The sequence below is a fragment of the Vibrio sp. RC2502 genome (assembly GCF_054850435.1).
The window spans coordinates 2418046-2438791 of record NZ_CM141453.1; the positions used below are offsets into that span (position 1 = coordinate 2418046).

Genomic DNA, 20746 nt, shown 5'->3' on the forward strand with positions numbered 1-20746 from the left:
CTTACATACAAAATCAACACAAGATCAGATACAAAAAAGGCAGTCGAGTGACTGCCTTTTTGTTATTTGGAAAACTTGATGTCTAGAAACGTCGTTATTCCAACGGTTCGGTCGGAGCTTGATTACCCGGTTTGGGCGCTGCAAATGGCACATCTTTCAAATCAGATGCATTGTTTTGGATCAGTTCACCAAGGTGAAACAAACCATATTCACCGGGCTTCATTCGATGCCAAGTCTCATTGCCGGTTAAAGGTTGAGTTGCAATGACAGAAACAACATCATTTGGTGTTGTTTCTTCTTGGAAGTTGATCTCCACATCTTCATCTAGCAAAGCGGCCTTGCCAAACGGTGCGCGACGCGTAATCCAATACAAGTGATTAGTACAATACGTCATGACAAATTCGCCGTCGCTGAGCAACATATTGAACACGCCTTTTTCTTTGAGCTGATCGCAACACTTAGCGATGTAGAGAAAAACAGATTCCATGTCCTGAGGAGGCTCTGGATATCGATCTTCCATCTGCTTTAGCAGCCAACAAAACGCAAGCTCACTGTCTGTTTGACCAACAGGACGATGACGCCCAGTGTACAGATCTTGGTAATCAGACAGCTGACCATTGTGAGCAAAGGTCCAATACTTGCCCCACAACTCACGTGTGAATGGGTGCGTATTTTCTAAATTCACTCCGCCACGGTTTGCTTGGCGAATATGACTCACAACCGCACGACTTTTGATCGGATAGTTTTGCACCAATTCAGCGATTTGGGACTCACAGCTTGGTTTTGGGTCTTTAAAGGTTCGAAAACCTTTACCTTCATAAAAAGTAATTCCCCAACCATCACGGTGCGGGCCAGTACGACCTCCACGCTGCATCAGCCCTGTAAAGCTGAAGCAGATATCCGTTGGAACATTGGCGCTCATGCCGAGCAATTCACACATCGTTTAACGAACTCCTTACCTAAACCACAGCCGAAAAAGTGGCTGCAGAAAATTATTCCATCTCTTTTTCAATCAACTGAATGATGATGTGAATAATCTTAATATGTACTTCTTGAATACGGTCTGCATAACCAAAGTGTGGTACACGAATTTCAACATCAGCAAGACCAGCCATTTTACCGCCATCTTTACCCGTCAGTGCGACGGTCTTCATGCCTTTCGCTTTCGCAGCTTCAATCGCTTTAAGAATATTGCCTGAGTTGCCAGATGTCGACAAACCAAACAGAACATCACCTTTGCGGCCTACCGCTTCAACGTAACGAGAAAAAACAAAGTCGTAACCAAAATCGTTACTGACACAAGAAAGGTGGCTTGGATCTGAAATCGCAATACCAGCGTATCCTGGGCGATTATCACGGTAACGCCCTGTTAGCTCTTCTGCGAAGTGCATTGCATCACAGTGCGAACCACCATTACCGCACGACAGCACCTTACCATCTTGCTTAAAAGAATCGGCAATCATCTTCGCTGCCGCTTCGATTTGAGCAATGTTATGGTCATCGCTTAAAAATTTGTTGAGCACTTCAGCAGCTTCGTTCAATTCACTTCTAATCAGATCTTGGTACATAAGACGTTCTCTTTATTATTTCGGGCGTAAATGCGCATTCGCTTCGCCTTAGTAAATGGTTCTGATGCCATTTTAGCACCGGACATTTCATAACACTGAGTTTACCCACAAACGAGAATTAGTGTCGATAGTGAACCTCCAGATTTGGATTGGTGACAGTAATAAACTTGTCAACTTGCTTACGAAACCATCACTCAATTCGCAACTTTAGAATTTTAACTCTACTTAGATCACTTTTTACTCAATCTTGTGTTTTACATTTCTTTAATATTTTGATTACACTTATACCAACTGGTTAGACCTCTTACCAAAATACAGACGTACAACATTTATAAAGTCTGAAAAGGAAAAATTATATGGACATCTTGCTCTCTATCGTTGCGATGGCTGTTGTGTTAGGCATTACGCTTTACCACAGAATGTCACTCGTTAAATCCGTCAGCCTACTAACTGCTGCCATGCTAGTGCTGACTATCACAGGCTCAGTTGGCGTTATTGGCTGGACACTGTATGTGCTTGCAATCGCGGTCTTTGCCGTTTCTGGTATCCGCCAATCGCTTATTAGCCGTAAGGCACTGGCGTTGTTTAAGACTGTGCTACCTGCGATGTCTCAAACTGAAAAAGAAGCTCTCGATGCTGGTACCGTATGGTGGGAAGCTGAGCTATTCAAAGGTAAACCTGAATGGGAAAAATTACACGCAATTCAAGCGCCAAAACTTAGCGCTGAAGAGCAAGCGTTCTTAGACGGCCCAGTAAACGAAGTGTGTGCTATGGTCAGCGACTTCCAAGTAACGCATGAACTCGCGGATTTACCACCTGAAGTTTGGCAGTATCTGAAAGACAACAAATTCTTCGCCATGATCATCAAGAAAAAGTACGGTGGTCTAGAGTTCTCTGCATACGCTCAATCTTTGGTACTGCAAAAGCTGACGGGTGTTTCTGGCGTACTTTCTTCTACCGTTGGTGTGCCTAACTCATTAGGCCCAGGCGAGCTCTTGCAACACTACGGTACAGAAGATCAGAAAAACTATTACTTACCTCGCCTAGCCGAAGGTAAAGAAATCCCATGTTTCGCGTTAACTAGCCCAGAGGCTGGCTCAGACGCAGGCTCAATCCCAGATTACGGCGTCGTTTGTAAAGGAGAATGGGAAGGCAAAGAAGTGTTGGGTATGCGTCTAACGTGGAACAAACGCTACATCACACTTGCACCTGTTGCGACGGTACTTGGCCTTGCATTCAAACTGCGTGACCCAGAAGGCCTGCTTGGTGATAAAGAAGATCTTGGTATCACATGTGCGCTGATCCCAACGGATGTGAAAGGTGTAGAAATCGGCAACCGTCATTTCCCACTAAACGTGCCATTCCAGAACGGTCCAACCCGTGGTAAAGACATTTTCGTTCCTATCGATTTCATCATCGGTGGTGAGAAAATGGCAGGGCAAGGCTGGCGCATGCTGGTGGAATGTCTGTCGGTCGGCCGTGGCATCACGCTACCTTCTAACTCGACGGGTGGTATCAAATCGGCTGCGATGGCAACGGGTGCATACTCTCGCATTCGTCGTCAGTTCAAACAACCAATCGGTCACATGGAAGGCGTTGAAGAGCCATTGGCGCGTCTTGGCGGTAATGCATACGTCATGGATGCGGCCAGCAACCTAACTGTTGCAGGTATCGACCTAGGTGAAAAGCCATCGGTTATTTCTGCAATCGTGAAGTACCACTGTACCCACCGCGGTCAACAAAGCATCATCGACGCGATGGACATTGTCGGCGGTAAAGGCATTTGTTTAGGCCCTTCGAACTTCCTCGCTCGTGGCTACCAAGGCTCTCCAATCGCCGTAACGGTAGAAGGTGCAAACATTCTGACTCGTTCGATGATCATCTTCGGTCAAGGTGCGATTCGTTGTCACCCATACGTGCTTGAAGAAATGAACGCAGCATACTCAGAAGCAAGCGACGCGGTTGAGAAATTCGACAAAGCGTTAGCTGGCCACGTGAGCTTTACCATGAGTAACCTCGTTCGCAGTATTTGGTTTGGTTTAAGCGATGGTCTCGGTTCATCGGCACCGACTAAAGATGCAACGAAACGCTACTACCAACAGCTAAACCGTTACAGTGCCAACCTAGCGCTTCTGTCTGATATCTCAATGGCGGTACTTGGTGGTTCGTTGAAACGTAAAGAGCGCTTATCTGCGCGTTTAGGTGACATTCTCAGTCAGCTATACCTAAGCTCCGCGACACTAAAACGTTTTGAACAAGATGGTCGTCCAGCTGAAGATTTGGCTTTGGTTCACTGGGGTCTACAAGATAGCTTAAAACAAGCAGAAATCGCCGTTGATGAGTTCCTAGCAAACTTCCCGAACAAAGTCATTGGCCGCACACTTCGCGTTCTGATTATGCCATTCGGTCGTGTACGCAAAGCACCAAGTGACAAGCTAGACAGCAAAGTGGCACGTATTCTACAAACCCCAAGTGCAACACGCTCGCGCATTGGCCGTGGCCAGTACCTAGAGCCAACAGAGCACAACCCAGCAGGTAAGATTGAGTTGGCACTGTCTGTGATTCTTCAAGCTGAGCCTGTGTTCGACAAAGTTTGTAAAGCGCAAGGTAAACGTCGTCCATTCCTCTGCTTGGATATGATTGCTCAAGAAGGTCTAGAGCAAGGCGTGATCACTCAAGAAGAAGCAGAACTGCTGAGAGAAGCCGAGCAACATCGTATCGATACCATTAACGTTGACGATTTTGAGCCGGAACTATTGGCAGCAAAGCCACTTTACCCTCAAATGGATAGCGTTGCTTAAAAACCAATAAGAAAGACAAAAACGGGAGCTTTGGCTCCCGTTTTCTTGTACTCTGACTCCAAATAACGCCCCCTCCCTTTCGACGCATCCGATGCTCACTCTCAGACAACCGTTGTAACCACAGCCAAACCAATTGATCGCGATATGAGTGATAAATAGCTCACAGACCTTACCCATTAACGATGTATACTTTACCGTATCTCAACCACATATATGGAAAATCTGTTGGCTAGACTCTTATTCGCTCAGTGGTTCCCAGGACTCATTCAACTTAAAAACTATCAAAAAGAATGGCTCGTGAACGACTTTAGAGCAGCATTTTCTGTTGTTGCTGTTGCACTACCTGTTGCTATTGCTTATGCACAGCTAACTGGCGTTTCTGCTATCGTCGGCCTCTACTCATGCATGCTGCCGATGCTGGTTTACGCTTTAATGGGCACTTCCCGACAACTCATTGTTGGCCCGGACGCCGCAACCTGTGCCGTCATTGCCGCCGTCGTTACCCCAATTGCCGCTGGCGACCCAACCAAACACTGGCAGCTCGTGATGACCATGACAGCCATGACAGGTATTTGGTGTGTACTGGCCAGCCGTTTCAAACTGGGAATTTTTGCTGACTTCCTTTCCCGCCCAATCCTCTTAGGGCTACTCAACGGCGTGGCGTTGACCATCATTGTCGGTCAGTTTGCGAAAGTCGTGGGTTTGAAATACGAACAACGCTATCTACTTGAACGATTATGGGAAGCTCCACAACGCTTGGCAGAACTTCATTGGCCAACCGTTGCGTTAAGTGTAGCGACTGTGGTGGTCTATTTGGTAACCAAACGCTACCGTCCTACTTGGCCTGCAGCAATGCTTGCCATACTGGTTACTACAGCATCGGTTTGGCTACTGCACTTACAAGAAATGGACGTGGCCGTAGTCGGCTTAACTCAAGGTGGTTTCCCTCAATTTCAAGCCCCACAATTTGAGCTTGGCGAAGTGCGTGAGCTCGTCGTGCCAGCGTTAAACTTAGCGATCGTTAGCTTTGTCAGCATGATGCTGACCGCGCGCAGCTTCGCAGCAAAGAACGGCTACGACATTGACGCTAATAAAGAGTTTCAGGCATTGGGTTTTGCCAATATTGCTTCTGCTTTCTCGCAAGGCTTTGCCATCAGCGGCGCAGATTCTCGTACCGCCGTTAACGACGCCAATGGGGGAAAATCGCAATTGGTATCGATTGTGGCAGCCATCACCATTGCTATTATCGCGGTCTTTATTTACGAGCCGTTACAGTTCATCCCTATTGCGTCACTCGGCGTGGTACTCATCATCGCGTCACTGTCACTGCTTGATCTCAAAGCCATATGGATACTGAAAACACGTGACAAAGATGCCTTTTACCTTGCCACCATCACCTTTATTTCCGTGTTAGTAATTGGGGTTATTCCAGGTATCACACTGGCAGTTCTATTAGGCCTATTTCAGTTTTTACGCATCGTCATGCGACCAAGTGACCAACTACTTGGTCTGGATGAAAAAGGCACCATTCGCACCATTGATGAAACCGGAAAAGCGTCTCCAATTCCGGGAATGGTGATTTATCGCTTCAACTCACCGTTGACCTACTTTAATGCGCCGTACTTTAAGCGTCGTTTGCTAGAGCACGCAGAGCAAAACAAAGATGTCAGCTGTGTCGTAGTCGATGCCGTATCAAGCTTTACTCACCTAGATTTGAGTGTCATGGCGACATTGGCCGACATTCACGAAGTGCTCAAGAAAAGAGGAATACGATTAGTCCTCGCGGGAAGAAAACGCCGCTTGCGTCAATGGTGTGAGTTAACGGGAATAAGCACCAGCGAAGGCGGGATTTTGCTGCGTGCCGATATGTACCTTGCGATCAAACTCAGTGGTAGCTACCTCAGTGCGGTCGGTGAAGGGATTGTTCCAACCGTGCAAAAAGAACCCGATTTGGAACAACCACCAAAGCCAATTCCAGAAGTGGCTTAAGCGATAATCTAAGATAAACAAAAAACGGAGCCGATAGGCTCCGTTCTTTCTCTAACTCTTCTGCCTTATTTCTTTGGCACTTCTAATTGCATTTCAGGCATGGCTTGTCGTTTCGCTTTTAACTTGCGCCACACAATCCAAGCCACAATAGCAATCAAAAGCATCACTACGTTGCCGACCGCAATGATGATCATGCTGCGTTTACGCTCTGCTTCGCGCTCTGCAATGATGCGTTTTTCCATCTCAATACGGCGTTGCTCGGCCAGCTCTGCTTCTTTGGCGATGCGGGCAGCTTCTAAATCCACTTCATCAACGACACTGAAGGTTTGTTCTTGAATAGGAAACACCAGTGCACGCTGGGTTGCGAAATCCGTTGCAAAGATTTCTCCGCGCCATGAGTACTTGCCTAGTTCAGGATCGTTATCCAAGTTCAAGGTGGTTTTCATACCATCCTGTGACACTTGCCCTTGGCTGTAGGTAATGAAGCCATCAGGTGCATTTTGCTCGACGTTTACCGCGATAGAGCCGGGAGCAATCATACCTTGCTCACCACTAACCACCAGCTGATGTGGTTTCTCTGGGCTACGAGATTGAATAAACGTACGTGAGACTGGGTTTGGGTACACCAAAATCACCTGTTCTTGCGCACGCAAAAATACGCCGTTTCCAGAAGTGATTCGTGCGCGGTACTTGCCCGGTTCCACTTCGATAGGTAATTGAACGGTGAAGACGCCATCGCCCGCTTGTTCATCCAGACCGCGACCATCATCAGAAAATTCGCCAATGATCATCGGCACTGGGCGTGCTTCTTTTATCAGTTCGTCTTCATTTTCGACAAACTTAGTAAAGGTGACACGCAAGTTGACGCGGTCGAGAAAGTCTCGCAGGACAAGTGGCTTATCGTCTGAAGTTAAACGCGCGGTGAACTTGAGCGCTTCTCCGTTATAGAGACGGTTAGGGAATACGTCGGTGCTGAGCTTGAGATGTGAAATTAAGCGGATGTTGTTTTTTGGGGTTACTTTCCCCACTGCTTGCCAAGGGCCGGGCATTGGGTTGTCGACTGAAATGATGTCGAGTGATGGTTCTTGATACCAACGAACGTTGTCGTAAGAGCCCCACGCGTAATATTTTTTGCCATCTGGACGAACTAACACAACAGGTTGAGAACTTTGTTCACGATAAACCAGAAAAGTAATCTGTTCGATGGTCGGGTCGACACGAAAACGGTTATCCAACAAAGACATGGCGGACTCGCTCGCGGCAAATGCGAAACAACTCCAGATCGCTAAAATAGCGACCGACAAAGCCCTCAACATAGCTTCTCCTATTGGTGCCAAATACAGTCGTTTACCAGTTCTAATCTTTTCTGGTGCGCTTCTAATTCATCGGCAGTTGCACGCAAAACCTTTAGTGCTTTTCTTCCTTCAATGCGGCGAATGGTTTCTACCCCGCCTTCTTGTTTGTTGGCGTTAAATTCTAGACTCGTTTGCCCACCAGTCATCAGTAGGTAAACGTCGGCTAGAATCTCCGCATCGAGCAATGCCCCGTGGAGTGTACGGTGCGAGTTATCAATGCCGTAACGTTCACATAATACGTCGAGGTTGTTGCGCTTGCCCGGGAAGATTTTCTTCGCCATGGCAAGCGTATCCGTCACCTTGCAGTAATCGTCGGTTTTACCAATTGTTGGATCGAGTTTTTCAAACTCATAATCCATGAAGCCAGTATCGAAGGGCGCGTTATGCGCAACCAGTTCTGCGCCTTTGATAAAATCAAGAAACTCTTGGTGGATACTCGCGTATTCCGGTTTATCTACCAAGAATTCATCGGTAATACCGTGTACTTGTATCGCCTCAGGTTGAATTTCACGATCGGGCTTAATGTACACATGAAAATGACGACCAGTCAGCTTACGGTTGATGATCTCCACGGCACCGATTTCGATGATGCGGTGCCCTAAGTAGTGCGGACCACCTTCTTGGTTCATACCTGTGGTTTCGGTATCGAGAACGACAATGCGATTATGTTCAGAATTGCTGCTGGTATTCATAAGGTTATGTATGTCAGACTATGCTTTATTAAATGTTTCGGCTAATAGTACCAAAAATATGACCAAACACGTTGAGATTTTCACAGACGGATCTTGTTTAGGAAATCCAGGCCCTGGTGGCTACGGCATCGTCTTACGCTACAAAGACGTAGAAAAGACGCTCTCCAAAGGCTACACCCTCACCACCAACAATCGCATGGAAATGTTAGCCGCAGTTGTCGCCCTGCAAACACTGAAAGAGCCGTGCCGTGTCACGCTGACGACCGACAGTCAGTACGTGCGCCAAGGGATCACGCAGTGGATTCACAACTGGAAAAAACGCGGCTGGAAAACCGCAGATAAAAAGCCCGTGAAGAACGCCGATTTATGGCAAGCACTGGATAAAGAAACGGCACGCCACCAAGTGGATTGGCATTGGGTTAAAGGCCATGCTGGACACAGAGAAAACGAAATCTGTGATGAACTCGCCCGCACAGCAGCAGAAAACCCAACAGAAGAAGATACAGGCTACCAGCCATCTTAATACGCTAGTAGCGCTGGCTCGACACTCTCTTCACACCAAATCCCTCTCGGTTCATCACGCCAAGCGGCGTCAGTTTTTTCTTTAGACGCCAATGTGGTTTGATTGGCTTGAGAGGGTACGTTCGTTTACGAGCGACGATATAGTACAAGCTCCCCGCCGGAGAAGCCCAATCCCCCAAGCTGTTTTCTAACCAAGTCCACATGGTGCGATAACGTGTCATAGGAAACAGCGCATAACGATCACAATGAATTACTTGGTAATTGAGTAACCCCAACCAGTCATTGATTCGGCTCGAAGTAAACATTCGTCCACTCCACGGCAAGTTATTTTTACGCCATGGGAACAAACTCGCTAAACCAGTAAAGCTAATTGGGTTAAAACCCGTAATGATCAAGCAGCCATCATCCATCATCACTCTGTCGACTTCTCGCAGCAGACGATGTGGATCACTTGCATAATCAAGCTGATGGGCAAGTATCACGACATCAAAGCTTTTTTCCAAAAAGGGCAATTCGTAACCATCTGCGATAACATTGTGCAACGGGTTCTGGATATCTACGTTGACTTGGTGTTGAATGTTACAATTACAGCTGGTTAGCTCACAGCTCAACCCGCCCAGTTTGAGCATATGGTAGCCGAACAATTTCGGACACCATTCATCAAGTCGGGTCTGGATTGACTCAAGCACCCAAGGCCCATTGTTCATCGCTGACCAAGTCGATGGGTGCGGTAAAGTTTTGTTGCTGAGTGCTGGTTTCATTAACCACCTGACTTAAAAAGGGTGACGGAGAACGAATCGTGTTAGAGATCAAAAGCATACCCGCATTTAATGATAATTACATCTGGCTGATACAAAATAGCGACAAGCGTTGCGCCGTGGTCGATCCAGGCGATGCACAGCCAGTATTAGATTATTTGCAGGCTAACGAATTAACTTTAGAAGCGATCTTAGTTACACACCACCACAACGATCACATTGGCGGTGTTCCAGATTTAGTTCGTGCATTTCCTCACGTCACCGTTGTCGGCCCGAAAGCGGAGCCAATTCCGACCTTAACAACTCCTATGGAAGAAGGCGATAAGCTTGAGCTGTTCGGCGAAATCTTCTTGGTGCTCGGTTTGCCGGGGCACACGCTCGGTCATATAGGGTATGTGGGCGATAGCAAGCTATTTTGTGGTGACGTGCTATTTTCTGCTGGTTGCGGTCGTATTTTCGAAGGCACACCAGAGCAGATGTTTGAGTCTCTGAGCAAAATTGCAGCGCTTCCAGAAGAAACACAAGTGTTCTGCGCGCACGAATATACAGCGAGTAACGTTGCCTTTGCGCTGGCTGTGGAACCTGATAACGAGCAACTGCGTCAATACCGAGACGATGTGAACCGACTTCGTGCACTAAACATTCCTACCCTTCCTACAACGCTGCGAAAAGAAAAGTGGATTAATCCATTCTTGCGTACCACCAATCCAGACGTTGTTAAGTCTGTCGCGAACCGCATTAAAAATAGCGATCCATGCTCGGTTTTTACTGCTTTGCGTGAGTGGAAGAACGAATTTTAACCATTTTCTGCTTGTAAGTTTGCAAGACCCCAGTATTATCAGGGGCTGATTTTTTGGGAAGCGCCACTGGCGCTTCTCTTACGTTTGGGGTCGATATAAATCAACTTGAATGTCGCTCCCATGCATAATTTTAGAAGCTCTCCGCCTCTATTGAATATTAGTTAGTGTTAAAAGATGTCTATTATCTCACGACTGCCACGCAACTTAGGCTGCGCGACAGGCAGGAGAAGATAAAAAGGCCCTAAATAGGCTGAACCCATGCGTTTGAAGTATAGCTGGGCGTTGGTGTTGTTATTATCTGGCTGTCAATTGACTCAGCCAAATTCGTCCACCACTCCAACTCCAGAAACCAACAAGTCAGAGCAAACTGCTAAACAGAATGCCACTAAGACTAAATCTAAAAACAAACAATCTTTGGCGAAAGATTCTGCCAAGGATACGCCAAAAGTTCTCTCCCCTCAGGAACAAGAAGATGTGTGGCAACGTATTGCTATGCAGCTTGAAATGGACATCCCAAACAACAAGAAAGTGGATTATTACCGTACGTGGTATTTGAAACACCCAAACCACCTGTACACGGTATCTAAACGTGCAGCGCCATTTCTTTACATGATCACGCAACGTATCGAAGAACGTGGGTTGCCAATGGAGCTTGCTCTTCTACCGGTTGTGGAAAGCTCATTTGACGCTTTCGCCTACTCGCACGGTAGCGCAGCAGGTTTGTGGCAGTTTGTGCCAGGCACCGGGAAAATGATGGGGCTTGAACAAAACTACTGGTATGACGGGCGTCGCGATGTCGCTGCCTCTACCGATGCTGCATTGGATTATCTTGTTCAATTAAATGAACGTTTTGACGGAAACTGGGAACACGCAATCGCAGCCTACAATAGTGGCGGCGGTCGTGTATCTAGCGCTATCCGTAAGAACAAAAAATTGGGTAAACCTGTCGACTTTTTCTCTTTAGATCTGCCAAAAGAGACCAGTAGCTACGTGCCAAAACTTCTCGCTCTTGCGGACGTGGTGGCAAACCAAGAAAAGTACGGTATCGACATTCCATCTATCCCAAACAAACCAGTGCTGACGTTGGTCGATCCGAAAGAACAACTGGATCTCGCTATCGCTGCTGATTACGCGGGCATCGGGGTAAAAGAGCTGCAAAGCTACAACCCTGCCTACAACCAATGGTCCACCGCACCAGAAGGGCCTCATCAGCTTCTTATTCCTGTGGAGAAGAAGGATGCGTTCTTAACTCAAGTTGAGAGCAATCGCGGTAAAGGCATGAAAGTCGCGCGTTACAAAGTCAAATCTGGCGACTCGTTGAGTATGTTGGCGAAGAAATACGGTACGACCTCAAAAGTGATTCGTCGTGCTAACGGCCTGTCGAACAACAACATTCGCATTGGTCAGTACTTACTTATTCCGACGTCAACCAAAGACGATTCAAAGTACGCACTTACAGCGCAAAACCGTTTGAACAAAACGCAATCGCAAGCTCGTGGCCAACTGAAACTGTCACACGTTGTGCAATCGGGTGAAAGTTTGTGGTCTATCGCTCGTGACAACAAGGTTTCACACAAATCGCTAGCAAAATGGAACGGCATGGGACCAAAAGATACCCTGCGCGTCGGTCAAAAGCTGGTGATTTGGAAAAAATCAGACCAAGGCGCCGTGATTCGTACCGTGTTCTACAACGTTCGCTCTGGCGACACCATCAGTGGCATCGCAAGCAAATTCAAGGTGAAGAGCAACGACATCGTAAAATGGAACTCGCTGCATAAGCAGAAGTACCTAAAACCGGGTCAAAAACTTAAGCTGTACGTAGATGTAACTAAGGTAAGTGTATGAACCCGTCAAGTAACCCACTCGTAATGTTGTTGGATATATTCCGTTCTCCAACCTCTTGTTTTCTTGCGCTTTATCAGCGTGGTGGTTGGGGATGGCAACCTTTCATCTTTTTGATGCTAAGCCCATTCCTATTTTGGGGCGCGTACTTTTCGAACGTTGATTTTACGTGGTTAAGTGACCAACTCACTGTACAGTTCCAACAAATCGACCCACAGCAGATTGAGCTATTGGAACCAAACACGTTGATGGCAAGTGCGATTATTAATGACGTGTTCAATCGCTTTGCGACGCTTTTGTTGCTTGCGTTTTGGTTCTTCCTTGCGACTAAAGCAAGTAAACAACAATACGGTTATTGGAAATGGTTTGCGGCATCGTGCGCCATTTTGTTTCCAGCGGTATTGGGCGACATTGCAAGCTACGCAAGCTTACTATTGAAACATGGTCAGGTAATGACCTATGCGGCGGATCTCAACAGTCTCAATGGCTTACTGAAGTTGCCACTCACCAACGAATGGTCTCACTTTGCTAGCTCACTGCCACTTCTGTTGCCTTGGTACATTGTTCTAGGTTACGGCGTGGTATTAACGTGGACTGAATTTGAACGCGGACAGGCTCTGGTGATTTCGAGCCTGCCTTGGATCGCGTTTTACGTGATTTGGGCGTTGTACATCGTTATCGCTTAAGCTGACTAACGCTAATCGTTAAGCGTAAACGACACCAGTAATGGATTATGATCGGAAGCGTCGCTCTGCGGCGCTTTCGCATTTTTCAGCGTTAATCCGCGGTAGAACACATGGTCTAGCGGCAAGCCCGTAATAAACTGCGTACGATGATCTGGCGAGAAGTGTACTTCTCTCAAATTTGCTTCCCTCAGGGCCTGCTTCATGGCCGTAATCCGATATTCGCTCCAACTATTAAAATCACCAGCAAATACGATTGGCCCGCTGTGTTGTTTAAGTAGCGTCTCAAGCGCAGAAAGTTGCGAAGTATATTCTTCCGTTCCAACGGTAAAGTTGATCGCATGCACATTGATAACGGCCAAGCTCTCACCATTACTTAAACGATACTGGCTGTACAACGCCGATTTTGGCAAACGCAACCACGGTTCTTTTGACGTGTACGCGCATGCTTTAATTGGCTGCTTTTGAGCAATACTAATCACGCCAGCTCCGCTGCCTAACGCTTTAAACGCGCTGACTTGGTTGCTGACCCAGCTGCCATCTACCAACCATTGTTTAAAACTGTCTGTCATGCTGGCTTCTTGCAGCAATAACAATTGCTTATCTGCCGAGAACAACTCCAGCTCAGATTGCCAGTTAGCGCGATTTTGCTTGTAGATGTTCCAAACTAAAAGGTTGAGTTCACCGTTATCGTCCAGAGCATTTGCTCCGCTAAACTCTATACATCGAATATCTTCGGTAATTTCAGAACCAGTTTGTGTGATGATCTGTGGGTGTTCTGGCACGGTAAAGATGACTTGAAAACTCACTACCGCAGCCATGATTAGAAAGGCTAAAGAGAGAACAAAACGCTTAAACATGAGAGCGTACCTGAATGCATGAAATAAAAAAGGAGCCTTATTGGGCTCCCTTTTAGCTTAATCAAAAATGCAATTGTAGTGAAATCTTAAATCGCGTCTTCGTCTTCTTCACCAGTACGGATACGAACCACACGCTCAACATCCGTTACGAAAATTTTACCATCGCCAATCTTACCTGTTTGCGCGGTTTCGATGATGGTTTCTACGCATTTGTCTGCTACATCTTCAGTAACAACAATTTCCAGTTTCACTTTTGGTAGGAAGTCCACCATGTATTCCGCACCGCGGTATAGCTCAGTGTGGCCTTTCTGACGACCAAAACCTTTCACTTCAGAAACGGTCATCCCTGTGATGCCTACTTCAGCAAGTGCTTCTCGAACATCATCCAATTTAAATGGCTTGATAATCGCTTCAATCTTTTTCATGTTCATCCCTTAAGCTTCAATCGTTTGCGCATATTATCGTTTAGCGTCTCATAACATTCAATGTTTGTCTCTGCTTCATCGGCTAAAATCCTGAGCCCAATAAGGTTTATTAAGTCGAGATAAAACAAAACCAGAGCAATGCTCTGGTTTTGTAGAAATAAGATAACGACGTGTTAATGCACTTTTTACTTACTTCAAACTTGAGTAGTAAGCGGCAAGGTTTGCAATATCGTCATCAGAAAGCAGCGACGCCTGAGCCTGCATTACTGCAGCAAGACCACCGCTACGTTCTTTGTTTTTGTAAGCTTTGATTGAGCTCACGATGTACTGCTCGTTTTGCCCTTTCAAATTTGGGTAGCCTGGAATCGTTGCGTTACCGTCTGCGCCATGACATGCCGCACATACTGCAGCTTTAGCTTGTCCCGCAGCGGCATCACCCGCCAGAGCTTGGCCACTCAACATGGTTAGTGCAGCCACTGCACCGATCATTAATCTCTTCATTGCTTCACCTAATCGTTTTTTATTTGAGATAGTTATGGTCGATATTGTGACATGAATTACAAAGGCTTGCGCCAAATGAGTTCACAGTCTTGGCCACTAAATGTTTGATCCACAAACAAGTCTGCGACTGCAACAACTTGGTCTTTGTACATCAAAATCGGGATCTGACGACGTAACCAGCTTGGCACATTGTATTCTTGGAATAACTTTTTCAGTTTACGACTGCGACTACGTGTTGTGGGGTGTGCCGACAAACCTTCGGGATTGAAAGTAACCCTCAATAACTCGGGGTGTGATGGCAGCGAAATATTTGGCTGATGAGAACCCGAACTAAGCGTTAACGTCCCCAGACTCTCTGGTAAAATCAGTGGCTCATCGATTTGGATATGGCCTTGCCAACTCGTCACATCGGCATGAGGCGTAACCCAGTACAATTTGTTTTGGAAGCGTCGGATCTCTCCTTGTTTGAGTTTAAGCTTTGGATTGGCATCTTGTTGCGCCAATGCCACTTCTTGCCAAATCAAGCGCAATTGAGTTTGACTCGGCATATTGGCATTCAATTTACTCAACCACATACGAATCAAACGCGCTTGAGCTAATTCACTATGGATAGCTAACTCATCAATACTTAAGCTCAAATCCGCCTGTAGAGCACGCGCAAACACCGAACCTAGGAGCTCATCCAATAACGATTCTTGCTGAGCACATAAGCTTGCGCTTCGTTGCACGGCTTGATGAATACTCGGCCAACGCTCAGACAACTCAGGGACGATACGATGACGTAAAAAATTTCGATCGTAGCGCGTATCTTGGTTACTTTCGTCTTCTACCCATTCCAAACCAATGTTCTTCGCCGTCGTTTCTATCTGCTCGCGCTTGGTGTTAAGTAGCGGACGAACTAATGTGCCACCAGCAAACGGCATACTTTCTGCCATCGAAGATAAACCCTTAGGTCCACTTCCACGTTTCAACGCGAGTAAAAATGTTTCGACTTGGTCGTCGGCATGCTGACCTGTTAGCAATAAGTCGCCACTATTGATATGACGAGCCAGAGCTTCATAGCGCGCTTCACGTGCCAGCGATTCAATGCTCTCACCACTATTGGTATCTAGGTTCACACGCTCTACCGAGCACGAAATACCTGCTTGTTTCGCCCATACTTGACACTTATCGGCCCAAATGTCCGCATTTTCACTCAAACCATGATGAACATAAACCGCGTGGCAAGAGAGGGGGTTTTCTTCTCGATAACGGCGAAGCAACTCAAGTAACAAGCGCGAGTCCACACCACCACTAAACGCGACAACGACCTTCGTTTGTGGTTGATAATAGGTGTTCAATACATGAGAAAACTGCTGGTAAAGCGATTCCATAAGCGATCCGATAGGTACAAAAAAGGGTTAGACATATGTCCAACCCTTTCCATTTTATCCGTTATCTCGTGAGATATCAGCAGTAACCGTAGTTCATTAGACGTTGGTAACGGCGTTCACGTAGCGATTCTTCATCTAGCTGCTCAAGATCTTCTAGCTGACGAAGTAGCGTCGCTTTCATGTTTTCAGCCATTTTAACGTGATCGCGGTGCGCGCCACCTAGTGGCTCTTCGATGATCTCATCAATTAGCTCAAGTTCTTTAAGGCGAGGAGCAGTTAGACCCATTGCTTCTGCTGCTTGAGGCGCTTTGTCAGAATCACGCCATAGGATTGAAGCACAACCCTCTGGAGAAATTACTGAGTACGTAGAGTACTGAAGCATGTTCACGTAGTCGCCTACACCAATAGCTAATGCACCGCCTGAACCACCTTCACCTACAACGTTACAGATTACTGGTACTTTAAGACCAGACATCACTTTTAGGTTTTTCGCGATAGCTTCAGATTGACCACGCTCTTCTGCACCAACACCTGGGTATGCGCCAGCTGTGTCGATGAATGTGATGATTGGCATGTTGAAACGCTCGGCCATTTCCATCAAACGTAGTGCTTTGCGGTAACCTTCTGGCTTTGGCATGCCAAAGTTACGTCGTACTTTTTCTTTTGTCTCACGGCCTTTTTGGTGACCAATGATCATCACAGGACGACCTTCAAGACGTGCAATACCACCGACAATCGCTTTGTCGTCTGCGAATGCGCGGTCACCCGCGAGTTCGTCAAACTCTTCAAATACGTGTTGAACGTAATCAAGCGTGTACGGACGTAGTGGGTGACGAGCCAGTTGAGCTGTTTCCCATGCACCTAGGTCGCTGAAGATCTTCTTCTTAAGTTCTAGGCTCTTCTTCTCAAGCTGTTCGATTTCTTTATCCAGGTCAATTGCAGAATCACCACCATGACGTGATACGTCACGTAGTGCTTCGATTTTCGCTTCTAGTTCTGCAATTGGCTTTTCAAATTCAAGAAAGTTTAGGCTCATCTATGAATCCTTGTTGACTCAGCGTCTGACATATTGCGCTGAATTTTTTAGTTAAATTCGAGTTCTACCTGGCTTTTGCCAAGCAACTGTTTTAAATCGTCTATTAATGTATCACTTGGCGTTACTCGCCATTCGGTGCCCAATGTTAACCGCGCTCTGGCGTCGGCACGCTGGTAGTATACATTGACGGGTACGGTTCCGGCTTTGTGCGGTTCTAAAATACGACTAAACTGCTCAAAGAATTGATCATTGATCTGGTTAGCATCAATTGATACCGACAGACCACGTGCGTATTTTTCGCGCGCGCTGCCGAGATCCATAACTTCACGCGCCGACATTTTAAGGCCACCGTTGAAGTCATCAAAGCTGACCTGTCCCGAAACCACCAAAATTCTGTCTTTTTCGAGAAGTTCAGCATACCGATCAAGTGCATCGGAGAACAGCATTACTTCCATTCGACCACTTCGGTCGTCCAACGTCATGATACCAATGCGAGTACCTCGCTTGGTTGTCATCACTCGCGCAGCAATCACTAAACCTGCTACCGTTACCGATTGATCGCGACGTGTTGGGGTCGCATCCTTTAGTCGACAACTGGTGTATTTGTTTAGTTCCTTTAAATACGCGTTAATGGGGTGCCCGGTCAAATATAAACCGAGAGTTTCACGCTCCCCTTCTAGCCAAACCTTTTCTGGCCATGGTGGCACTTGCGTGTATTTATTCTCAACTTCTTCTGGTGCATCGGTCAACACACCAAACATATCGCCTTGGCCAAAGGCCTCTGCTTGGTGATGTTGGCTGGCCGCTTTAACGGCATCGTTCAGTGACGCCATCATCGCCGCTCGATGAGGACCAAGTCGGTCAAGTGCACCTGCATAAATCAGCTTTTCGATGACGCGCTTGTTAACACGTTTGAGATCGATACGAGCACAGAAATCAAATAGGTCTTTAAAGTGACCACCTTTGTTTCGCGCTTCTAGTATCGCATCGATAGGGCCTTCACCCACACCTTTGATTGCGCCGATACCGTAAACAATCGCACCGTTTTCATCAACGTTGAAACGGTATAAACCGGAGTTGATGTCTGGCGGCAACACGGTGAGTTTCATGCGGAAGCATTCATCCACCAGACCAACTACTTTTTCGGTGTTATCCATATCGGCAGTCATTACCGCCGCCATGAATTCAGCTGGATAGTGCGTTTTAAGCCACAACGTTTGGTAAGACACCAGTGCGTAAGCCGCTGAGTGCGATTTGTTAAAACCGTAACCTGCGAACTTTTCTACCAAGTCGAAGATTTTCATCGCCAACTCGCCATCAACACCGTTCTTCACTGCCCCTTCTTCGAAGGTTGCACGCTGCTTGGCCATTTCTTCCGGCTTTTTCTTACCCATCGCACGACGCAGCATGTCCGCACCACCAAGGGTGTAGCCAGATAAAACCTGCGCAATCTGCATTACCTGTTCTTGATACAGAATGATGCCGTACGTCGGATCGAGGATTTCTTTTAGTGACTCGTGTTGCCACTTTTCATCGGGGTAAGAGATCGCTTCTCGGCCATGTTTACGGTCGATAAAGTTATCTACCATGCCCGATTGCAACGGACCCGGACGGAACAAGGCCACCAATGCTATGATGTCTTCAAAACAGTCAGGCTGAAGTCGTTTGATCAGCTCTTTCATACCACGCGATTCAAGCTGGAATACCGCAGTGGTCTCTGAGTTTTGGAGTAAACGAAACGAAGCCGGATCTTCCAAAGGTATCGACTCGATACGAACAGGAGGTTTACCTTCCTTCTCCAAGCGCGGGTTAATCAACCCTAATGCCCAGTCGATAATGGTTAGAGTACGTAGGCCCAAGAAGTCAAACTTAACCAGACCAGCAGTTTCTACGTCGTTCTTATCAAACTGAGTTACGGGGAAATGCCCTTCCGCATCCGCATAAATTGGCGCAAAGTCTGTAATCGTGGTTGGTGAAATTACAACACCACCCGCGTGCTTACCGGCGTTACGTGTACAACCTTCTAATAGGCGACACATATCGATGAGTTCTTTAACTTCCTCATCGGCCTCATAAAGCTCAGGCAGAGCAGGCTCGGCTTTAAACGCTTTTTCTAGCGTCATACCCGGATCTGGCGGAACCAGTTTCGAAATACGGTCAACGAAACCAAATGGGTGACCAAGAACACGACCAACGTCACGGATTACCGCTTTCGCCGCCATCGTACCGAATGTGATGATCTGAGATACGGCATCGCGACCGTACATTTCGGCAACGTGATCAATCACTTGGTCACGCTTATCCATACAAAAGTCGACGTCGAAATCGGGCATGGATACACGTTCTGGGTTCAAGAAACGTTCGAAGAGCAAGTCATATTCAAGCGGATCAAGATCGGTGATTTTCAGTGCGTAGGCCACCAAAGAACCGGCACCCGAACCACGACCAGGACCGACTGGAATCGCGTTGTCTTTCGACCACTGGATGAACTCCATTACGATCAAGAAGTAGCCTGGGAACCCCATTTGGTTGATTACGTCGAGTTCGATTTGTAAACGCTCGTCGTATTCTGGACGGCGCTTTTTGCGCTCTTCTTCATTAGGGAATAGGAACTCTAGACGCTCTTCCAAACCTTCACGCGACTTCATGACCAAGAATTCAGTTTCTTCCATCCCTTCTGTTGGGAAGGCTGGCAAGAAGTATTCACCCAAACGAACGGTCACGTTACAACGCTTGGCGATCTCTACACTGTTTTCTAGCGCTTCTGGAATATCAGCAAACAGCTCACACATTTCCTCTTCAGTGCGAAGGTACTGCTGCGGGCTGTAATTTTTTGGTCGGCGTGGATCTTCTAGTGTGTAACCATCATGAATCGCAACACGAATCTCGTGCGCATCAAAAAGTTCTGCACTTAGGAAAACCACTTCGTTTGTCGCGACCACAGGCAAGTCATGTTGCTCAGCGAGATCGATGGCAAAATGCAAGTACGTCTCTTCATCCGGACGGCCTGTACGAATCAATTCTAGATAGAAACGGTCCGGGAAATGCTGTTTGTAAAACTCTACACAGCTTTCAACCAGTTTACGGTTACCTTTAAGCAGCGCTTTGCCGATATCGCCATTTTTAGCACCAGAGAGAACGATTAAGCCTTCTGACATCTCGGCCAGCCACGCCCTATCAATCACAGGTTGGTGCTGAACGTGGCCACGTAAGTACGCTTTGGAAATCAGTAACGTGAGGTTCTTGTAACCTGCATTGTCGGCAGCAAGTACTGTCAGCTGGGTCAGTTCTTCACCAAATTCATCAGATTGCATTTTGAAATCTGCACCGATGATCGGTTTAACGCCAGAACCATGCGCTGTGCCATAAAACTTCACCAAACCACATAAGTTGGTGAAGTCGGTCAAAGCCATGGCAGGCATACCAAGCTCGGCGACTTTCTTGACTATCGGTGGAACTTTATTGATACCATCCACCATCGAGAAATCACTGTGAATACGAAGGTGGACGAACTTGGGATCTGACATTAACAGGTACCGTG

The 20746-nt window shown here is 46.9% G+C and carries 17 protein-coding genes; 6 read left to right on the plus strand and 11 right to left on the minus strand.

What is annotated here, in order from left to right:
* Nucleotides 1–94 precede the first annotated feature (94 nt).
* Both ACYJZR_RS11265 and lpcA read right to left on the minus strand, forming a co-directional pair.
* Nucleotides 95–940, minus strand: a complete 846-nt coding sequence (locus tag ACYJZR_RS11265) for a class II glutamine amidotransferase (RefSeq protein ID WP_005481076.1) — start codon at nucleotides 938–940, stop codon at nucleotides 95–97.
* Between the two features lie 52 nt (nucleotides 941–992).
* Nucleotides 993–1568 (minus strand): D-sedoheptulose 7-phosphate isomerase, encoded by a 576-nt coding sequence (gene lpcA, locus ACYJZR_RS11270; RefSeq protein ID WP_005457680.1) that lies wholly within the window; start codon nucleotides 1566–1568, stop codon nucleotides 993–995.
* Between the two features lie 356 nt (nucleotides 1569–1924).
* On the opposite strand from lpcA, the gene fadE reads away from it, so the two are divergent.
* A complete protein-coding gene (gene fadE / locus ACYJZR_RS11275) occupies nucleotides 1925–4369 on the plus strand; it encodes an acyl-CoA dehydrogenase FadE (protein WP_406966218.1) in 2445 nt (814 codons plus the stop codon).
* A gap of 213 nt (nucleotides 4370–4582) precedes the next feature.
* Complete coding sequence (locus ACYJZR_RS11280; RefSeq protein WP_406966217.1) at nucleotides 4583–6358, plus strand: SulP family inorganic anion transporter; 1776 nt, start codon at nucleotides 4583–4585, stop codon at nucleotides 6356–6358.
* Between the two features lie 65 nt (nucleotides 6359–6423).
* Here the strand turns inward: ACYJZR_RS11280 and ACYJZR_RS11285 are convergent, their stop codons facing one another.
* Both ACYJZR_RS11285 and dnaQ read right to left on the minus strand, forming a co-directional pair.
* Nucleotides 6424–7674: a TIGR03503 family protein gene (locus ACYJZR_RS11285; RefSeq protein ID WP_015297131.1), complete on the minus strand. Its 1251-nt coding sequence runs from the start codon at nucleotides 7672–7674 to the stop codon at nucleotides 6424–6426.
* Between the two features lie 8 nt (nucleotides 7675–7682).
* Nucleotides 7683–8405, minus strand: coding sequence for a DNA polymerase III subunit epsilon (gene dnaQ, locus ACYJZR_RS11290; protein ID WP_005457782.1), 723 nt, complete (start codon nucleotides 8403–8405; stop codon nucleotides 7683–7685).
* 58 nt (nucleotides 8406–8463) lie between these two features.
* Here dnaQ and rnhA point away from each other — a divergent pair, with 58 nt between their 5' ends.
* Nucleotides 8464–8928 (plus strand): ribonuclease HI, encoded by a 465-nt coding sequence (gene rnhA, locus ACYJZR_RS11295; RefSeq protein ID WP_005484436.1) that lies wholly within the window; start codon nucleotides 8464–8466, stop codon nucleotides 8926–8928.
* A gap of 4 nt (nucleotides 8929–8932) precedes the next feature.
* Here rnhA and ACYJZR_RS11300 read toward each other — a convergent pair whose 3' ends face one another.
* Nucleotides 8933–9688 (minus strand): class I SAM-dependent methyltransferase, encoded by a 756-nt coding sequence (locus ACYJZR_RS11300; protein WP_005481108.1) that lies wholly within the window; start codon nucleotides 9686–9688, stop codon nucleotides 8933–8935.
* 38 nt (nucleotides 9689–9726) lie between these two features.
* On the opposite strand from ACYJZR_RS11300, the gene gloB reads away from it, so the two are divergent.
* The 3 genes from gloB (at nucleotide 9727) to ACYJZR_RS11315 (ending at nucleotide 13013) form a co-directional block, all read left to right on the plus strand.
* On the plus strand, nucleotides 9727–10485 hold the full coding sequence (gene gloB, locus ACYJZR_RS11305; RefSeq protein WP_005456739.1) for a hydroxyacylglutathione hydrolase: 759 nt from the start codon (nucleotides 9727–9729) through the stop codon (nucleotides 10483–10485).
* A 258-nt stretch (nucleotides 10486–10743) separates the two neighbouring features.
* Nucleotides 10744–12330 carry a lytic transglycosylase gene (locus tag ACYJZR_RS11310; protein ID WP_020838643.1) on the plus strand — a complete coding sequence of 529 codons (1587 nt, stop codon included), beginning with the start codon at nucleotides 10744–10746 and terminating at the stop codon, nucleotides 12328–12330.
* Nucleotides 12327–13013 carry a YIP1 family protein gene (locus ACYJZR_RS11315; RefSeq protein WP_005494291.1) on the plus strand — a complete coding sequence of 229 codons (687 nt, stop codon included), beginning with the start codon at nucleotides 12327–12329 and terminating at the stop codon, nucleotides 13011–13013. The genes ACYJZR_RS11310 and ACYJZR_RS11315 overlap by 4 nt, the downstream gene beginning before the upstream one ends.
* 11 nt (nucleotides 13014–13024) lie before the next feature.
* Here ACYJZR_RS11315 and ACYJZR_RS11320 read toward each other — a convergent pair whose 3' ends face one another.
* The 6 genes from ACYJZR_RS11320 to dnaE form a co-directional block, all read right to left on the minus strand.
* Complete coding sequence (locus ACYJZR_RS11320; protein ID WP_406966216.1) at nucleotides 13025–13870, minus strand: endonuclease/exonuclease/phosphatase family protein; 846 nt, start codon at nucleotides 13868–13870, stop codon at nucleotides 13025–13027.
* An 86-nt stretch (nucleotides 13871–13956) separates the two neighbouring features.
* On the minus strand, nucleotides 13957–14295 hold the full coding sequence (gene glnB, locus ACYJZR_RS11325; RefSeq protein WP_005436810.1) for a nitrogen regulatory protein P-II: 339 nt from the start codon (nucleotides 14293–14295) through the stop codon (nucleotides 13957–13959).
* Nucleotides 14296–14484: 189 nt separating this feature from the next.
* Nucleotides 14485–14796, minus strand: a complete 312-nt coding sequence (locus tag ACYJZR_RS11330; RefSeq protein WP_025795805.1) for a c-type cytochrome — start codon at nucleotides 14794–14796, stop codon at nucleotides 14485–14487.
* A 56-nt stretch (nucleotides 14797–14852) separates the two neighbouring features.
* Nucleotides 14853–16169 (minus strand): tRNA lysidine(34) synthetase TilS, encoded by a 1317-nt coding sequence (gene tilS / locus ACYJZR_RS11335; RefSeq protein ID WP_029828386.1) that lies wholly within the window; start codon nucleotides 16167–16169, stop codon nucleotides 14853–14855.
* A 76-nt stretch (nucleotides 16170–16245) separates the two neighbouring features.
* Nucleotides 16246–17205, minus strand: coding sequence for an acetyl-CoA carboxylase carboxyl transferase subunit alpha (gene accA, locus ACYJZR_RS11340; RefSeq protein WP_005480969.1), 960 nt, complete (start codon nucleotides 17203–17205; stop codon nucleotides 16246–16248).
* Nucleotides 17206–17252: 47 nt separating this feature from the next.
* Nucleotides 17253–20732 carry a DNA polymerase III subunit alpha gene (gene dnaE, locus ACYJZR_RS11345; protein WP_074531400.1) on the minus strand — a complete coding sequence of 1160 codons (3480 nt, stop codon included), beginning with the start codon at nucleotides 20730–20732 and terminating at the stop codon, nucleotides 17253–17255.
* Nucleotides 20733–20746 lie beyond the last annotated feature (14 nt).

What these genes read in the sequence shown, in the direction of transcription:
- ACYJZR_RS11280 (WP_406966217.1), top strand. Translation starts at nt 4,583, where the DNA reads ATGGAAAATCTGTTGGCTAGACTCTTATTCGCTCAGTGGTTCCCAGGA.
- dnaE (WP_074531400.1), bottom strand. Translation starts at nt 20,732, where the DNA reads ATGTCAGATCCCAAGTTCGTCCACCTTCGTATTCACAGTGATTTCTCG.
- ACYJZR_RS11310 (WP_020838643.1), top strand. Translation starts at nt 10,744, where the DNA reads ATGCGTTTGAAGTATAGCTGGGCGTTGGTGTTGTTATTATCTGGCTGT.
- ACYJZR_RS11320 (WP_406966216.1), bottom strand. Translation starts at nt 13,870, where the DNA reads ATGTTTAAGCGTTTTGTTCTCTCTTTAGCCTTTCTAATCATGGCTGCG.
- accA (WP_005480969.1), bottom strand. Translation starts at nt 17,205, where the DNA reads ATGAGCCTAAACTTTCTTGAATTTGAAAAGCCAATTGCAGAACTAGAA.
- ACYJZR_RS11285 (WP_015297131.1), bottom strand. Translation starts at nt 7,674, where the DNA reads ATGTTGAGGGCTTTGTCGGTCGCTATTTTAGCGATCTGGAGTTGTTTC.
- tilS (WP_029828386.1), bottom strand. Translation starts at nt 16,169, where the DNA reads ATGGAATCGCTTTACCAGCAGTTTTCTCATGTATTGAACACCTATTAT.
- ACYJZR_RS11300 (WP_005481108.1), bottom strand. Translation starts at nt 9,688, where the DNA reads ATGAAACCAGCACTCAGCAACAAAACTTTACCGCACCCATCGACTTGG.
- rnhA (WP_005484436.1), top strand. Translation starts at nt 8,464, where the DNA reads ATGACCAAACACGTTGAGATTTTCACAGACGGATCTTGTTTAGGAAAT.
- ACYJZR_RS11315 (WP_005494291.1), top strand. Translation starts at nt 12,327, where the DNA reads ATGAACCCGTCAAGTAACCCACTCGTAATGTTGTTGGATATATTCCGT.
- dnaQ (WP_005457782.1), bottom strand. Translation starts at nt 8,405, where the DNA reads ATGAATACCAGCAGCAATTCTGAACATAATCGCATTGTCGTTCTCGAT.
- ACYJZR_RS11330 (WP_025795805.1), bottom strand. Translation starts at nt 14,796, where the DNA reads ATGAAGAGATTAATGATCGGTGCAGTGGCTGCACTAACCATGTTGAGT.
- glnB (WP_005436810.1), bottom strand. Translation starts at nt 14,295, where the DNA reads ATGAAAAAGATTGAAGCGATTATCAAGCCATTTAAATTGGATGATGTT.
- fadE (WP_406966218.1), top strand. Translation starts at nt 1,925, where the DNA reads ATGGACATCTTGCTCTCTATCGTTGCGATGGCTGTTGTGTTAGGCATT.
- lpcA (WP_005457680.1), bottom strand. Translation starts at nt 1,568, where the DNA reads ATGTACCAAGATCTGATTAGAAGTGAATTGAACGAAGCTGCTGAAGTG.
- ACYJZR_RS11265 (WP_005481076.1), bottom strand. Translation starts at nt 940, where the DNA reads ATGTGTGAATTGCTCGGCATGAGCGCCAATGTTCCAACGGATATCTGC.